Genomic DNA, 15643 nt, shown 5'->3' with positions numbered 1-15643 from the left:
TCCTTAATGCAATGAGCTTTATAATATAGTTACAATTAATCGAGCTTAAAGACTGGTAATTTTACATGAATTTAGGCAGAATTATGTTGCATTTTAAAATGTAATATCTTTTTCTATCACAATTGGAAAGATATGCACAATAGAAAGACTACAAGGGGATTCTTTATGAAGATGAAATTGGTCACTGCGGCCGTCATGGGGCTGGCAATGTCTACAGTAATGGCTGCTGATGCTACATCGCTTGTTACGGATAAGGATAAATTATCTTATAGTATTGGTGCTGATTTAGGAAAAAACTTCAAAAATCAAGGTATTGATATTAATCCGGACGCATTAGCTAAAGGAATGCAAGATGGAATGTCTGGTGCCCAATTGATTTTGACAGAACAACAAATGAAAGATGTTCTGAATAAATTCCAAAAAGAATTGATGGCGAAACGCAGCGCCGAGTTTAATAAAAAGGCAGAAGAAAACAAATCTAAAGGAGATGCTTTTTTATCAACTAACAAATCAAAATCTGGCGTAACGGTACTGCCTAGCGGTTTACAATATAAAGTTATTGAAGCAGGTACAGGAAATAAGCCAGGTAAATCAGACACAGTAACTGTTGAATACACTGGTACTTTAATTGATGGTACTGTATTTGATAGCACTGAAAAAACAGGTAAGCCAGCTACATTCCAAGTATCACAAGTGATTCCTGGTTGGACTGAAGCATTACAATTAATGCCTGCCGGTTCTACTTGGGAAATTTATGTACCTTCAGACTTAGCTTATGGCCCCCGTAGCGTAGGTGGTCCTATAGGTCCAAATGAAACTTTGATTTTCAAAATTCATTTGATTTCTGTGAAAAAATCTGCCTAATCAATAAGGAGGGGTTTCCCTCCTTATCGTTTCTCACTCGAAAACAAAAGTGAGATTTTCCTTTAGAGAACAAGTTATCCTGCCTTAGAGAGATCCGCAAGATGAACAAACGCCTATTTATTGTTTTCATTTTAGGTTTTTCCTCTGGCTTACCCATGGCATTAATCAGTAGTACTTTGCAGGCATGGTTTGCATACAGTGGGATGTCTGTCTTTGCTACAGGAACATTAAGTTTAATTAGTTTACCCTACGCTTATCGTATTTTCTGGGGACCTATTCTGGATCGCTATTCCTTATTCAGTATGGGTAAGAGACGGAGTTGGATTTTAAGCATGCAATGTCTTTTGCTTCTTGGATTCAATTTAATGGCTTGGTTTACTCCAGAACAATATCCTAAATTGATGGCTTTTCTGGCTTTGATTTTAGCTTGTTTTTCTGCCACTCAGGATATAGCAATCGATGCACATCGAGCAGAATATTTGCCAACTAGCGAACATGCTTTAGGCGCCTCTTTAGCAGTACTAGGTTATCGGATTGCTTTATTGTTGTCGGGTGGTTTGGCATTGGTTATGGCGCAGAAATTAGGCTGGGCTTTTACTTATCGCTTTATGGGCCTCATGATGATTGCAGGCATGTTCGCTGTTTTCTTGAGTCAAGAACCTAGTGTGCCAATCAAAGAAAAAAATAATTTGGCTTTATCTTTCTTAGCTCCTGTTAAGGAGTTAATGTTCCGTCCGGGGGTTATTCCTCTTTTACTCTTTATTTTTTGTTATAAGCTCGGTGAAGCATTTACTACGACTACCAGCGGCATTGTCATGCCTTTTTTAATCCAAGGGCTTGGTTTTTCTTTAGAGACAATTGGTTACATCAATAAAATGCTGGGAGTTGGATCCATCTTACTTGGAGGTTTGTGCGCGGGATTTTTATTGATACGTTTTTCCTTATATCGCTCCTTGCTTTTTTTTGGCTTACTGCAAGCATTAACTAATGTATTATTTGTTGTTTTAGCAATAGTAGGAAAGAATGTTACCTTATTGGCAATTGCAGTTTTTTTTGACAATTTTGCAGCAGGGATGGGTTCTACCGCCCTGGTGGCTTTATTCATGCGATTGGTAAATAAACAATATACTGGAACTCAGTTTTCCATGCTCGTGGCTTTATCGACAATACCTCGTATTCTTTCTGGACCTGTCGCTGCAAGCATTCAAATGGCTATAGGCTGGGTAGGTTTATATCAACTCTCTATATTATTTGCTTTAGCATTTATCCCTTTTTTAATATTGATAAAAGAGCAAACTAAAGAAGGTCAACTCGACCTGGATGAAGTAGAGAAAGAGGGGGAATTGAATCCTGTACAGTAATTTATGTTAAGGGGCAGTTACTCTCTTTTACAAAACGCTGCAATACCCACATGCTTCATATATGTTCGTTTCGATGTTTTAAAATCACAGCATTTCGCAAGCTAGCGAATGGTAAACATACCCCCTACATATATTTTTTATTTAATTTGATGACAATACCACTGACGCCAATTAAGAGTATTCCAATTAAAATCAAAGTAATTGGCCAACCTATAGTATGTGGGAAATGCTGGCTTGAAAAATATAAAATGAAGCCAAGTGTCGCCAAGCTTGCAATTATGAGTAAGACTCGGCTGCTTTCTATAATGGCCATATAAATTAAGCCACAAGATAATCCCAAATAAAGTATTTCATAAGGTTTACCTTTAACGATGTCGAATGTTACTAAGAGCAGTGTCAGAGATGATATGAAAAAAAGTAACCCTGCAATACTTTGATACTTTGAGTGGTTTATAAATGAACTGACAGCTAATAAGGAGCTGCTGAGAATAAACCATTTTAACCGCTCTGGTACACCAAGTAATTCAAATGCTGCCAGGAAAAAAGAATAGAGGAAAATCAAGGAAATAAAAGCTAATACCGTCTGCCTGGTGCCTATAAAAGCAATGCCGTGTTGCAGAAAGAGAATCAAGCTAACTACAAGTACCCCCCAGGTAGGCATCAATATGGAAGTGTATTGTGATAAGAGGGTAAGCAATCCACTGGCTTCAAGGATTGCTGCAACAAGAAATAAAGGAGTTGTGATTTTATATTGCTTCTCTTGGTAATAAAGACCCAGAAGGAAGATTAAAAAGCCAAAACCTAAATTTAAAATAATACGGCTATTATCCACTGTGTAGGCGAAAAGAATCCATCCAAATACAACAGTCGTGATTGCAAGAATGAGCGGTTTATCCGATAAAATGGCAAAACGTTGATGAGTGAAATAGATAATAGCTATGATTAATATCCACCATATTGGCAGCATTAAATCGTATTCCTGCAACAAAATGATAAGTCCTGCGGGTTCGAGGAATAGCGCAATCAAAAATAAAGGTGGCGAAGCTTTTTGGTAATGAGGGTATTTTAGACATACAAATGCCAAAATGAATGAGCAAAAACCAAAACCTAACGTCAAGGTAACACGTTCGTAGAGATTAAAGTCTTGCCATTTCATGGCAATCAATGCGCAAATACCTGCAAAAATAAGAATCCCGCCTATATAGCTGTACAGTTTATTTAACCAATTTGTTTGCTCTGCGGGGCTTGTAGTCTGAGCGGGTTTCAATGCCAATGCGATTTCTCTAATCTCGATTTGATAACGTTTGGCGAGCTCCACGATTTTTTCTAATGCCTCTTCTTTATTCATGGTTTAACCCAACCAATAAATTGGACATTATTTGAAGTAAAGTAGCGTGTACCTAAATTATATAATTTGACGCAGCTAGAATTCTTTTTGAGACAGATCGTATTATTTCGATAATGGCTGCCAAGAAAAAGATCTGAGAGTAATCCTGTGTTTAAGTTATCGTTGTTTGTGTATAGGACATAACCGTCAGGAGATTCCAGTGAGGTATCCAGTTTAAATTTTTTGGTTGATTCCACCACTTCTTCTTTGAAATTTGTGTTGTTGTTAAAGTGGGGAAAATCTATGGGAATTTCTTGGACTTTTTGTTTTTTTGCGTCAAAAAAATAGAGTTTTTTAATTCCCCAATAATTATTTTGAACTTTTGAATATTGAGCTATTAATTGATCATTTTTAACTATAAAGTTGACTTGTACAGGAAAGGGGGAAGCGGAAGAATCCAAGATAGAAAATAGAAGATTATAACGTGGAGGATCTGTTTTAAAAAAAGGAATATTTGAAATAACGAAAACAAGCATGAGTAGTATTGGCAACGACAGTCCAGCCACCAAAGCCAAATGACTTTTTATCCACTTAGTCGACATCTTAATTCCTTAAGTTGCGTAAAGCGCATTTTGTGCTTCCTTATAGTATAGGCAGATTTTTATTTTTTATATTTGAAACAGATAATCAAAAATTAGTCCAAGTCAGTTGTATAAGGCAAGGCCTCTAAGTCCAGCAAGTAGCCTGGTGGCAAGCAACACTCTCTTTGATGACATCTCTGCCGACGCGTCGGGTAGAGATGGATTGTTTTCAGCGATGTAGAGTAAATTGCATTCAGCAGACGGGCCTTGAGATCTTTTTCATTCTATTTATAAAATCAACTATATTATTCATACCCCAGTCCTAAATACTCAAATCAGATAAGTATGATTTGAGTCATCTAAGAGGATTTCAACATTGTCAAAAGAGAAAGTGATTTCTATACGAGAGTTTGGAAAAGAATTGAACCAATGCGGAAGTCATTGGGGCAAGAATGTGGATCTCTCTGGAGCAGGCCCAATAAAAGTTTATACCGGAGAAGAATCATGGATGGAATCAGCCATAGATGGGGTTATAGGCTTGCATGGAAATGAACCTGGAAATGGTCCTGCTGTGATTATTAAAGATATAAAACATGCTGGTGTTGATCTATTATGGACCAGTGGATTAATTGGATGTATGGCTCTTGCAATACTGGGAACAGATGCAGAAAGTAAGCAGGATGTGTTTTTCTGTCATGCACGAAAATATGATGCGAAAAATGCTATAAAAACTCCAGGTCATCCAATGAAATTAGCCCGTGATTTTGTTCAATCCCATAATGAGATAAGAGTTTTTTGGGGTACAGATTTTAATTTCGGTGTAAAAGATTTTAGTGGTCCGCATAAGAAAAATGAAGCACAAAAGCTTCTTAGCAGAGAATTAGGTTGCTGGGTACGAAATATTGACTGTGTAATTGCCAAAGAATTAGTTTTTTTCCCTAAACTGGGAATTGTTAAAGATGGAAGTCCGAGAGAAGCATATCGATGGATTCGTTCAGAAGATATTACGTTAAGAACCAGATTCTCAAGTAGTATGGCTTTATCTCCATTTATACCCAATCGAGATCTTTTAAGAAAATTGGAAACACATCTGGCTGAATTGAAAAATGATAGATCCTCATGGTTTAGGTTTTATTTATATGATTCAAGAAGATCTAATAAAATTAGAGCACTAAACCAGATATTGGATGCTTATAGAGTGGGGAATTTAGATATATTAAGGCATTTTGCTCAAAATGCAAACAACAAAACATCTCCATTTCTCGATCCAAATGCAGTAAATACCTGGAGCCCCAAAAATAAAAGTATTACTGCTAAACTGGCTTTGGCAACTTTTTATGATGCTAAGGACAAAATTTTAGAGATGGGGGCGAGTGGTTGTGGTCTTCGCTCGGATGGGAGTTCTATTTCCTCTCATCATGAATACAGGCAGAGGCTAGAATTAATTGCAGATAGAATAATTGGATTAGATGAGTAAAAGGAGCAAATGCGAATTAAGGAAATTGATAAATTACGAATCGCATTTGAGATAAAAAGGGGATATGGCTTTATTATTAATTAAATAATTATAGGGCATTCTAAAACTATTTATGGTACCTAGGGTGGGACTCGAACCCACACGGTGTCACCACCACCGGATTTTGAATCCGGCGCGTCTACCAATTCCGCCACCCAGGCATTTGAGCGGCCATTATAACAAAGAAATAAATTCTCACAATGGGTTTTAGTATATTATTATTTAAAAAATAGCTCATTACTTAAGAGGGGTTTATGAGGAAGTATCATTTTATTATTTTTAGTTTTTTTTTGGCACAATTTACGACAATGGGGTATGCAACCAATTGCCCTGATCCTGAAACTACTTCTTTAAAATGGGGTGTCCCACCAGCTCCATGGACAGTAAATCCTTATTCGCCTAATCGTCCGCAAGGAGACCAAAACACTCATTTTGTGCGTGCGAATATTTTGGTTGCAGGTTATGGGCAAGGAGTGGTTTGCACTTATAGGAATTCAGTGGGTGAATATTCAATTTGGTGGCAAGTTCTTACTAAAATACCATCACGTCTTGATTACAGTTGGCTTGATTCGCTGGGGGGTTTTGTTTGCACTCAAGGACTGGAACAGTGCCAATTTTATACAGCGTGAAGTTCATGAGATGAATAAATATGTTCTATATTATTAATGTCATTGATGAAAATGGAGTTTCAAATGAAAAATACAAATCTGGTTTCAAGGTGGATAGGTCAGCTTATTACCATTCTTTTTTTATTGAGCAGTCCATTAGTTGGGGCCTATGCGGCTTGTTGTTCCAAGCATGGGGGCGTTGCTTCCTGCAACACAACTACGGGTTACCAAATGTGTAAGGATGGTACAGCCTCTCCTACATGTACATGTAAGAAATCAACGAGTTCAACTACAAACGCTAAAGGTTGTTGCTCCAAGCATGGTGGGGTAGCTCAGTGCGATAAAGCTACGGGTCATCTAAAGTGCAAGGATGGTACGCAATCACCTGACTGTGTTTGTCATTAAGTCGGGTCACTTAGTGAATACTTGTACCCTGGGTGCAGCGCAGCGGAACCCGGGAAATTTATATCAGTTAAAACCTGGGTTTCGCTGTGCTGCACCCAGGCTACATTTTATTATATGAATTTTGATCACTAAATGCGATCCTCAGTGATATCTATCATCATTTGCAAGGATCTTTTAGCATTATCAATAACCCATTGTTGATCCTTTGTTGGTAGCCTGTTTCTACTTCCCGTGAATTCATTAACTACGTCACCTGCTTTAACTTCGTTATAAGCCATTGTTTTCCCCTGTCTTAATAAATCAACGAGCGCGACGAGATGAGGGGGATCGTTACGTGACATGGTAGCACATCCACAACCTATTCCTTTTTCATTTTCTTTTTTGGGTGCTTCAGCCAGATTGACTACTTCTATATTTAAACCTTTACAATATTGTTTTAGATTTTCAACCATGTGATTTTCAGTACCAATCGCATAACGCTTGGTTTTAGCACGATCATGGACTACATAATCCCAGATGAATGCTGTGGAACCTGCGTGTTGTGCGATTTTAATGACTGAGTTACGGCATTCTGGATGAACGATGGTCGTGTATCCTTGATTGTTCCAATAATCACACATTTCAGGTTGATAATGTGTATGTACGGCGCATTGGCTTGCAAATAATATTAATTGGGCTTCATCAAACTGTTTAAGGGTTTTTAAGTCTTGCGCTGCAAGTGAATATTGGGCTCCTGCCGTTCCACCAGGCCAATAGGCCAGATTGTTTATTCCTAACCAATAAGCTACGTTTTCCCCCATATGTTGATCGGGAATAAAAAGGATCTTTTTATTTTGCTTTAGAGCCCACTGGAATATTTTTTTTACGTTAGAACTCGTACAAACAGCCCCCCCTTGGGCACCAGTTAATGCTTTGACTCGACCGGACGTATTCATATAGCAAACTGGTAAAATATTCTCAGCACCATAACGTTCGTTCAAATCAAGAAAAGCAGGTTCGACCATGAAGTCTTTGGCAAGCATCTCCATGGTGCAACCTGATTTAGGGTTAGTAATATAAACCTGTTGGTTTTTATTCGCTAAAATACTAATGGATTCCGCCATGAAATGCACTGCAGATTCGATAATAATCGATTTTTCAGGATGTTCAGCTGCCATCAAGGCCAATTGATAGGAGTCACCGATAAGTCCTCCAAATTGTTCAACCAAACGGACTATATCGCCTCCCATGTAATAATGAGCCAAAAGTAATAATCGCTCACCAAAATGATCTTGGGCTTTTTTAAGATAAGGAGTCATCCAAGCTAAAACTGTTGTGAGCTTACGATCGGGTAATGCCTGGTACTCTTGAGCATAAGGAATGAATTCTTCTTGATACCAGTCGATCGGATAGTCACTTTGACAAATACTCATATCATTTCTGATATGCATTAAGGTAGTTTCAGGTTGGTACAGAGTGGAGTTTTTAAACATCAATTTTGCCTCAAATCATTTTAATGTATCACTTACATTTATTATTCTGGCGAAGTATCCATTAATCCAAGTTTGGCAATACTTTCTTGTGCCTCAGCTTGTTTATTTGGATAATCTTCTCGAAAATGTCCACCACGTGATTCTCGTCTTGCCAGAGCTGCTCTTACTATGAGTTCGGCATTAAGAATAATATTTCTTAATTCAATAAAATCTCGGGTGATACTATGCTTCCAGTAATATTCTTCAATTATTTTTTTACGCTTCATTATTAATTGTAGTAGATCTTCAAGTCCTGCTTCAGTTCGCACTATCCCTGCATAAGATGTCATTTCTCCTCTTAAGCCGCGCCACTGAGCATTAATTTGGCTGGCGCGTCGTGCATTGACTTCACTGGGTGCACTCCAGTTAGGGATATGTTCGGTATATTTCCACGGAGCAGAAATATCTTTTAAAGTACATCGAGCAGCATTGGAACCCATGACTAAGGCTTCAAGCAATGAGTTACTCGCCAGGCGATTGGCACCATGTAAACCGGTAAAAGCGACCTCCCCTATGGCATAGAGTCGTTTTAAGTCGGTTCGGCCGTCAACATCCGTAAGTATGCCCCCACATTGATAATGTGCTGCTGGCACGACAGGAATCATATCTTGGCTCATATCAATGCCAATGGATAATAGAGTCGTATAAATTTGCGGGAAACGTTTTTTCAGGAATTCTTTGGATTGATGGGTAATATCCAAATAAACATATCCCATTTGGCTGCGTTCAATTTCACTAAAAATAGCACGCGCCACTATATCACGTGTAGCTAGCTCCATTTGCTGAGGGGCGGAATGCTTCATAAACCGTTCCCCTGTTTCGGCATTTTTGAGTAAAGCTCCTTCGCCACGTACCGCTTCTGAGATGAGAAAATTATTTAAAGAATGATGATGCAGTAGAGTAGGGTGGAATTGGTAGAACTCCATATTACCAATCCGTGCCCCTGCACGATAAGCCATGGCAACCCCGTCTCCGGTGGCAACCATGGGATTGGTTGTGTATCGGTACGTCTTGCCTGCGCCTCCAGTAGCTAATATCACACAGTTCGCTAAAAAAGTATGAATTCGATTTGCAGTACAATCCAGAATGTAAGCGCCTAAAACCTCTCCTTGAGTATCGGTACGATGAGGATGGTAATGGGTAATTAGATTTACTGCTACATGATGTTCAAAAAAATGAATTTGGTGCTGCTGTTGAGCGAGTTGGTTCATTGTTTGGGTAACTGATAAACCCGTTTGATCCCCACAGTTAAAAATACGTCGATGGGAATGTCCTCCTTCTTGGGCTAGATGAAAATTTCCTTTGCTATCTTGTTTAAAGTGAACCTTATATTGACTCAATTGTTTTATCATCTCCGGGCCTTGTCGAATAATAAATTCAACGGCCGGTGGATAGCACAGTCCATCTCCAGCAATCAAGGTATCTGAAATATGCGATTCCAGAGAATCTTCTTCTGAAAAAACAGCAGCGATTCCACCTTGGGCATAACGGCTATTGCATTCAATAGCTTCTGCCTTGCTGATTAAAGCAATTTTTAACCGAGGTTGTAGTTGAATCAGCTGTAAGCAATATTGTAATCCAGCCAGTCCTGTGCCCATAACAAGGACATCAAATTCAAAGGTCTGTCCTTGTTGCGAGAGTGTCTCACTCATAAAAAGGCCTTTACTAATTGGGTTGCCAGGCCCGTATAGTTTTCTGGTGTGAGTTTAATTAATTGTTCTTTAGCTTCCTCAGGTATCGAGAGCCCCTTAATGAATTGCTTGAGGCTTTGTTCATCAATTCCCTGCCCGCGGGTTAAATCTTTTAACTGTTCATAGGCATTTGGCACATTATATCGACGCATCATGGTTTGTACTGCTTCAGCCAATACTTCCCAATTTGATTTTAAATCTTCTTGTAAAGGACGTTTATTGATTTGTAATTTGTCATTGCCTTTGGCCAGGGACAGATAGGCAATAAGGCTGTAAGAAAATGCCATACCAATATTACGCAATACGGTAGAATCAGATAAATCTCGTTGCAGTCGTGATTGAGTAAGTTTATTTGCAAAATGAATGAAGAGGGCATTCGCCATTCCCAAATTTCCCTCGGCATTTTCAAAATCAATGGGATTTACTTTATGGGGCATAGTGGATGAGCCCACTTCTCCTGCTACAGTTTTCTGTTTAAAGTAACCAAGAGAAATATAGCTCCAAATATCTTGAGTATAATCGAGCAAGATATTATTAATACGCACCATAATTTGCGATACCTCTGCTAATCCATCATGCGGCTCGATTTGTGTAGTATAGGCATTAAAAGATAAACCCAGTGACGTAACGAAATTAGCGCAGTGCTTGCGCCAGTCAACTTCGGGATAAGCTATAGTATGAGCGTTATAATTACCAACGGCACCATTGAACTTACCAGGAATTAATACTTCACATAATTGCTGTTGTGGTCTTTTGAGACGGGCAACAAAATTGACTAACTCTTTCCCCATGGTTGTAGGTGTTGCTGGTTGGCCATGTGTTCTGGATAACATAGGTACATCGGCATGCTGTTTTCCAAGTAGAGTAATTCCTCCCATAATTTCAGCAAGCGTGGGTTGAATAACCTGGGCAATTGCCTGTTTGACCATTAAAGCATAAGCTAAATTGTTGATATCTTCTGAGGTACAAGCGAAATGAATAAAAGCAGTAATTGCTTTCAAACTCGCATTCTGTTGGAACTTATCCTTCAGGTAATATTCTATTGCTTTGACATCGTGATTTGTTTGCTTCTCAAATTCTTTAATTTTGATGGCTTCTTCTTCATCAAAATTAGCAATAAGATCATCAAGAAAGTCCTTAGTCCTTTGATCGAATGGAGGGACCTCGGAAATCGCGTTATTGGCTGCTAAAGATTCAAGCCAACGAATTTCTACAGTCAGGCGATAATAAATTAAGGCGAACTCACTAAAATAAGGACTTAAAGCCCTTGTTTTATTAATATAACGCCCGTCGATTGGAGAGATCGCATTTAAAGCAGTAAGAGTCATAAGCAGCTAGCCTTAAAGATAAAGCACATATAATATTAGATGCGCGTTCAGATGTGAATAAACTAAGGAATTTTATCAGAAAATTGATATTTTTTTAATATGATTGTGTATAATGATCGCATTTTTGAAAATGAGTCATGGGATTTTATGAAAACGATCATTGAATCATATCAAGCGGGCCTGTTCCACAAGAAATATTGGTTACAAAATATTATCTCAGGAATTATCGTGGGGGTTGTTGCCTTGCCTTTGGCAATGGCTTTCGCCATCGCGTCAGGCGTACGACCAGAACAAGGTATTTATACAGCGATTATTGCTGGCTTGATTGTTTCAGTTATGGGCGGAAGCCGGTTACAAATTGCAGGCCCTACCGGCGCTTTCATTGTGGTTCTTTCGGGAATTACTGCTAAATATGGGGTTTCCGGGTTACAAATTTCAACGCTACTTGCGGGATTCATGCTCTTATTTTTTGGTCTTGCTCGTTTAGGCGGCATTATTAAGTTTATCCCCGCCCCGGTGATTATTGGTTTTACTGCAGGAATTGGGGTAGTAATTTGGGTAGGGCAATGGCACTACTTTTTGGGTCTTCCCTCTGGTGGAAGCGGTCATTTTCATGAAAAATTATGGTATTTACTGCAGTCTTTTCCGCAGCTCAATATACCGACAACCATTTTAGGCTTTTTTTCACTGTTTCTGGTTATTTTTTCAAATAGAATTCCAGGATTAAAACGCATTCCTGGACCGCTTGTGGCTCTATTGGCTGTGACAGGACTGCAGGCAATCTATAATTTTTCCGGTGTTGCGACTATAGGCTCCTTGTTTGGTGGAATACCTCAAGGTTTACCGGAATTTAAATTGCCTGACCTCACAATCGATAAGGTGATTGAATTGGTAGGTCCCGCTTTTACGATTGCGATGCTCGGTGCTATAGAATCACTTTTATCTGCAGTTGTTGCTGATGGAATGGCAGGAACAAAACATAATTCCAATCAGGAGCTGGTTGGCCAAGGAATAGCTAATATTCTTACGCCATTGTTTGGAGGGTTTGCTGCAACAGGAGCTATTGCACGTACGGCGACAAATATTCGTAATGGTGGTAATAGTCCATTAGCAGGTATAATCCATGCACTTACCTTAGTTTTAATCATTCTGTTCCTGGCGCCTTTGGCGGTGAATATACCGCTAACGGTACTTGCTGCAATTTTGTTTGTTGTCGCTTGGAATATGAGTGAAGTAAAACATTTCATTAAATTAATACAACGCGCTCCAAAAGCTGATGTTGTGATTTTGTTAGTCACTTTTTTCCTTACCGTGTTTGTTGATTTGGTAGTCGCAGTAAATATAGGTGTAATTATTGCTGTACTGAATTTTATACGGGGTATGGCTTCCAGTGTTGAAGTGCAACAAATGACTCAAGAAGAATTGGCACATGAATTGGCACGACAAAATATAGAAACCTTGCCAGATGGCCTATTAATCTATGCTGTAGAGGGACCTTTTTTCTTTGGTGCAGCAGAAGCTTTTCAACATGCTTTAGCAGTAACTCATACGGATCCCAAAACATTAATTATTAGGATGCGTTGGGTACCTTTTATGGATGTTACCGGCTTACAAACTTTGGAAGAGGTTATTGAAGATTTACAGGAGCGTAACGTAAGGGTGATTTTAAGTGGAGCCAACTCACGCGTAGAAGAAAAACTTCGCAAGGGAGGAATTGTTAAACTTCTAGGAGAGAAGAATTTCCATAAGGAGTTTTCTCAAGCTTTAGTTGCATGCAATGCATAATCGTGCTCTTAACCAGGGTATCTACCTCACGGGTTAGATGAAATGATCGTTTATCTCGATGGAATAAAAACAAATGTTGGCTGACAAATAAAGTTTCTATTTCCCATAGCCGCACATTTTCAGTAAAATGACTATCATTTTATGGACTTGGGGTAGTTATGACGGTCAAAACACATATTATCGATTTAGCACATCTTGGCATGCATGATCTGGAACAGGTTGGTGGGAAAAATGCTTCCCTTGGAGAGATGATCAGTCATTTATCCTCCGCAGGAGTGTCTGTTCCTGGCGGATTTGCAACGACAGCGGATTCATTCAAAGAGTTTTTGTCCCAAAATAATTTAGATAAGAAAATCTATGAAAAATTAGCGGCCTTAGATTCAGATAATGTGCAGCAGTTGGCCGTTGTTGGGAAAGAAATCAGAGAAATGATTGTCAATACGCCATTTACTCCCGAGTTTGAATATGCGGTACGGGCTGCATACGAACAGATGTCCCGCTCTATAGGTCATGGTGATTTTAGTGTAGCGGTTCGTTCCTCAGCAACAGCGGAAGATTTACCCGACGCATCATTTGCGGGTCAACAAGAAACTTTTTTAAATGTAAAAGGAATTGATGACGTTTTGCTCTCGATCAAACATGTTTTTGCATCGTTGTTCAATGATAGGGCAATCACTTATCGGACCCATCATCAGTTTGCCCACCATGAAGTAGCTTTATCTGCAGGTATTCAACAGATGATCCGTAGTGATTTGGCAGTAAGTGGGGTGATGTTTACCATGGATACCGAGTCGGGGTTTGACCAAGTAGTATTCATCACTTCATCTTACGGCTTAGGCGAGATGGTAGTTCAGGGAGCAGTCAATCCTGATGAGTACTATGTGCATAAGCCCGGAGTTCAAGCAGGTAGACCTGCGGTTATTCGCAGAAATCTGGGCAGTAAAGCCTTGAAGATGGTTTATTGTGATGATCCTAGCAAAAAGCAACGGGTCAAAACTGTCGAAGTTGATGCAAAAGATCGGCTGCTCTTTTCTTTAACTCCGAGCGAAGTGGAAAGCTTGGCGCGTCAAGCCATAATTATCGAAAAGCATTATGGCCGACCAATGGATATAGAGTGGGCAAAAGATGGTCTAAATGGCCAACTATATATTTTACAGGCCCGTCCTGAAACAGTAAAAAGCCGCGATAATAAACAAATATTGGAACGCTATACCCTACAACAAAAAGGTGAGATACTGGCTGAAGGACGCAGTATAGGTCAACGTATTGGACAAGGCAGGGCAAGGATTATTAAAGATGTAAGTGAAATGGATCGGGTTCAACGTGGTGATGTATTGATCTCAGATATGACTGATCCTGATTGGGAACCTGTAATGAAGCGTGCTTCAGCTATTGTTACTAATCGTGGTGGCAGAACCTGTCATGCGGCTATTATTGCTCGTGAATTGGGTATTCCCGCTGTAGTAGGATGTGGTGATGCTACAAAAACCATACGCGATGGTGATGAAGTAACCGTTAGTTGTGCTGAAGGGGATAACGGTTATGTGTACGCAGGTTTGCTGCCATTCGAGCAAGTACATCTGGATGTAGAAACTATGCCTGAATTGCCAATGAAAGTTATGTTGAATGTGGGTAATCCAGAACGAGCCTTTACCTTTCAATCTATTCCTAACTCAGGAGTGGGTTTGGCTCGCCTTGAGTTTTTAATTTCCAATACTATTGGTATTCACCCACGTGCATTACTTGATTTTGATCGCTTAAAAGATAAGGAATTAAAACAATTTATTACTGAAAAAACAGCAGCCTATGCTTCCCCTGTTGAATATTATATTGAGCGATTAAAAGAAGGAATTGCAACAATAGCTGCCGCATTCTACCCTAAACCCGTAATTGTACGATTGTCCGATTTTAAATCAAATGAATATGCAAATCTTGTTGGCGGTAATTTATATGAGCCGCATGAAGAAAATCCCATGCTGGGTTTTAGAGGTGCATCACGTTATGTTTCTGAGTCATTTGCAGAGTGTTTTGCTTTAGAATGTAAAGCAGTACGACGTGTGCGTGAAGAAATGGGCTTGACGAATGTAGAAATAATGATTCCCTTCGTAAGAACAGTTACTGAAGCGAGTAATGTAATTCAGGTTTTAAAGCAGCATGGTCTTGAGCGAGGTAAACATGGATTACGCGTGATTATGATGTGTGAATTACCTTCCAATGCGTTGTTAGCCAAAGAATTTTTAGAGTATTTTGATGGTTTTTCTATCGGTTCTAATGACTTAACCCAATTGACATTAGGTTTAGATAGAGATTCTGGTTTGATAGCGGCTCAATTTGATGAGCGAGATGAGGCAGTGAAAGTTTTATTACATATGGCAATTACTGCGTGTAAAAAAGCCAATAAATACATAGGGATCTGTGGTCAAGGGCCTTCAGATCATCAAGACTTTGCCCAATGGCTAATGAAAGAGGGCATAGAAAGTGTTTCACTTAATCCCGACTCTGTTTTAGAGACGTGTTTATTTTTGGCAAAGCATTAGGATTAAATGGAATAAATGGTACTTCTCGATAGTCTAGGCACAAACGGTAGCCGCAGGACGTGGGAGAAGGATTCATTGATAAGTTATGAATAAATTTGCTGAAGGCTATTTTACTCAGCAATAAGAGAA

Annotated in this window: 12 protein-coding genes and 1 tRNA gene; 7 read left to right on the top strand and 6 right to left on the bottom strand. The window is 39.2% G+C overall.

All coding sequences use genetic code 11. The annotated features are described in order from the left end of the window. The first annotated feature begins 165 nt into the window (after positions 1 to 165). Positions 166 to 864 carry a BamJ family beta-barrel-assembly machinery protein gene (bamJ, locus tag LXO92_RS13825; RefSeq protein ID WP_182350126.1) on the top strand — a complete coding sequence of 233 codons (699 nt, stop codon included), beginning with the start codon at positions 166 to 168 and terminating at the stop codon, positions 862 to 864. Between the two features lie 101 nt (positions 865 to 965). Then, a complete protein-coding gene (locus LXO92_RS13820) occupies positions 966 to 2225 on the top strand; it encodes an AmpG family muropeptide MFS transporter (protein ID WP_232891179.1) in 1260 nt (419 codons plus the stop codon). 124 nt (positions 2226 to 2349) lie between these two features. Here the strand turns inward: LXO92_RS13820 and LXO92_RS13815 are convergent, their stop codons facing one another. Continuing rightward, on the bottom strand, positions 2350 to 3573 hold the full coding sequence (locus tag LXO92_RS13815; protein WP_232891178.1) for a hypothetical protein: 1224 nt from the start codon (positions 3571 to 3573) through the stop codon (positions 2350 to 2352). Then, positions 3570 to 4154 carry a hypothetical protein gene (locus tag LXO92_RS13810; RefSeq protein WP_182350123.1) on the bottom strand — a complete coding sequence of 195 codons (585 nt, stop codon included), beginning with the start codon at positions 4152 to 4154 and terminating at the stop codon, positions 3570 to 3572. Before LXO92_RS13810 ends, LXO92_RS13815 begins: the two co-directional genes overlap by 4 nt. 355 nt (positions 4155 to 4509) lie before the next feature. On the opposite strand from LXO92_RS13810, the gene LXO92_RS13805 reads away from it, so the two are divergent. Then, positions 4510 to 5610 carry a hypothetical protein gene (locus LXO92_RS13805; protein WP_232891177.1) on the top strand — a complete coding sequence of 367 codons (1101 nt, stop codon included), beginning with the start codon at positions 4510 to 4512 and terminating at the stop codon, positions 5608 to 5610. 113 nt (positions 5611 to 5723) lie between these two features. Here the strand turns inward: LXO92_RS13805 and LXO92_RS13800 are convergent. After that, positions 5724 to 5810, bottom strand: a tRNA-Leu gene (locus tag LXO92_RS13800). A gap of 93 nt (positions 5811 to 5903) precedes the next feature. On the opposite strand from LXO92_RS13800, the gene LXO92_RS13795 reads away from it, so the two are divergent. Further along, positions 5904 to 6278, top strand: a complete 375-nt coding sequence (locus tag LXO92_RS13795; RefSeq protein ID WP_182350121.1) for a DUF3757 domain-containing protein — start codon at positions 5904 to 5906, stop codon at positions 6276 to 6278. A gap of 63 nt (positions 6279 to 6341) precedes the next feature. After that, on the top strand, positions 6342 to 6662 hold the full coding sequence (locus LXO92_RS13790) for a hypothetical protein (RefSeq protein WP_232891176.1): 321 nt from the start codon (positions 6342 to 6344) through the stop codon (positions 6660 to 6662). Between the two features lie 128 nt (positions 6663 to 6790). On the opposite strand, the gene nadA is transcribed toward LXO92_RS13790, so the two are convergent. Genes nadA through purB form a run of 3 tightly spaced genes read right to left on the bottom strand, consistent with a single transcriptional unit; the run spans position 6791 to position 11192 of the window. Then, positions 6791 to 8134 carry a quinolinate synthase NadA gene (nadA, locus tag LXO92_RS13785; protein ID WP_182350119.1) on the bottom strand — a complete coding sequence of 448 codons (1344 nt, stop codon included), beginning with the start codon at positions 8132 to 8134 and terminating at the stop codon, positions 6791 to 6793. A gap of 41 nt (positions 8135 to 8175) precedes the next feature. Further along, positions 8176 to 9825, bottom strand: a complete 1650-nt coding sequence (gene nadB, locus LXO92_RS13780) for an L-aspartate oxidase (RefSeq protein WP_232891175.1) — start codon at positions 9823 to 9825, stop codon at positions 8176 to 8178. Continuing rightward, positions 9822 to 11192, bottom strand: coding sequence for an adenylosuccinate lyase (gene purB, locus LXO92_RS13775; protein ID WP_182350117.1), 1371 nt, complete (start codon positions 11190 to 11192; stop codon positions 9822 to 9824). The genes nadB and purB overlap by 4 nt, the downstream gene beginning before the upstream one ends. Positions 11193 to 11339: 147 nt before the next feature. On the opposite strand from purB, the gene LXO92_RS13770 reads away from it, so the two are divergent. Next, complete coding sequence (locus LXO92_RS13770; RefSeq protein WP_182350116.1) at positions 11340 to 12977, top strand: SulP family inorganic anion transporter; 1638 nt, start codon at positions 11340 to 11342, stop codon at positions 12975 to 12977. A gap of 158 nt (positions 12978 to 13135) precedes the next feature. Beyond that, the gene (gene ppsA / locus LXO92_RS13765) at positions 13136 to 15514 is read left to right on the top strand and encodes a phosphoenolpyruvate synthase (protein ID WP_182350115.1); all 2379 of its coding nucleotides are present in this window, start codon (positions 13136 to 13138) and stop codon (positions 15512 to 15514) included. The last annotated feature ends 129 nt before the right edge of the window (positions 15515 to 15643 follow it).

The organism is Legionella resiliens, assembly GCF_021344005.1.
Lineage (GTDB): Bacteria > Pseudomonadota > Gammaproteobacteria > Legionellales > Legionellaceae > Legionella > Legionella resiliens.
The sequence above is the reverse complement of the archived record's forward strand: the minus strand, read 5'-3'. Positions and strand labels throughout refer to the sequence as shown.

Coding starts and splice junctions, on each gene's coding strand:
- bamJ (WP_182350126.1), top strand. CDS start 166: ATGAAGATGAAATTGGTCACTGCGGCCGTCATGGGGCTGGCAATGTCT.
- LXO92_RS13820 (WP_232891179.1), top strand. CDS start 966: ATGAACAAACGCCTATTTATTGTTTTCATTTTAGGTTTTTCCTCTGGC.
- LXO92_RS13815 (WP_232891178.1), bottom strand. CDS start 3,573: ATGAATAAAGAAGAGGCATTAGAAAAAATCGTGGAGCTCGCCAAACGT.
- LXO92_RS13810 (WP_182350123.1), bottom strand. CDS start 4,154: ATGTCGACTAAGTGGATAAAAAGTCATTTGGCTTTGGTGGCTGGACTG.
- LXO92_RS13795 (WP_182350121.1), top strand. CDS start 5,904: ATGAGGAAGTATCATTTTATTATTTTTAGTTTTTTTTTGGCACAATTT.
- LXO92_RS13790 (WP_232891176.1), top strand. CDS start 6,342: ATGAAAAATACAAATCTGGTTTCAAGGTGGATAGGTCAGCTTATTACC.
- nadA (WP_182350119.1), bottom strand. CDS start 8,134: ATGTTTAAAAACTCCACTCTGTACCAACCTGAAACTACCTTAATGCAT.
- nadB (WP_232891175.1), bottom strand. CDS start 9,825: ATGAGTGAGACACTCTCGCAACAAGGACAGACCTTTGAATTTGATGTC.
- purB (WP_182350117.1), bottom strand. CDS start 11,192: ATGACTCTTACTGCTTTAAATGCGATCTCTCCAATCGACGGGCGTTAT.
- LXO92_RS13770 (WP_182350116.1), top strand. CDS start 11,340: ATGAAAACGATCATTGAATCATATCAAGCGGGCCTGTTCCACAAGAAA.
- ppsA (WP_182350115.1), top strand. CDS start 13,136: ATGACGGTCAAAACACATATTATCGATTTAGCACATCTTGGCATGCAT.